The following is a 412-nucleotide window of genomic DNA, read 5'->3' on the forward strand; positions in this document are numbered from 1 at the left end:
GAGTTAAACCAGTGCATCATGGCGTTGCTTGAAGAGTTGAACCAGAAGCCGTTCAAACAGTTGCCGGGCAACCGCAAGGAAGCCTTCGAAAAGTTAGACCAGCCAGCACTCAAGCCCTTGCCGTGCATGCCTTACCGCTATGTAGCTATCAAGCAGGTAAAGGTAAATAGCGACTATCACATCCAGTATGAACATCACCACTACTCAGTTCCGCATCAGTATGTTGGTGAGAAGTTGGAGCTGCATGCCGGAGACCGGTTAGTCCAGCTCTATTATCGTCAACAGCTCGTCGCCTCCCATCCCCGAAAACGCTATCCCGGGATAACAACCGATGAAAGTCATATGCCAAAACGCCATCAGAAGCATCAGCAATGGACGCCCGGTCGCCTCAAACAATGGGCCAGCGCCATCG

1 protein-coding gene is annotated in these 412 nt (G+C 51.7%); it reads left to right on the plus strand.

Annotated elements, in window-relative coordinates:
- A partial coding sequence (locus tag R0J87_RS18665) for a Mu transposase domain-containing protein (RefSeq protein WP_498888068.1) occupies window positions 1-412 on the plus strand: 412 nt, incomplete at both ends.

Source organism: Halomonas sp. SIMBA_159, assembly GCF_046536035.1.
Classification (GTDB): Bacteria; Pseudomonadota; Gammaproteobacteria; order Pseudomonadales; family Halomonadaceae; genus Vreelandella; species Vreelandella venusta_A.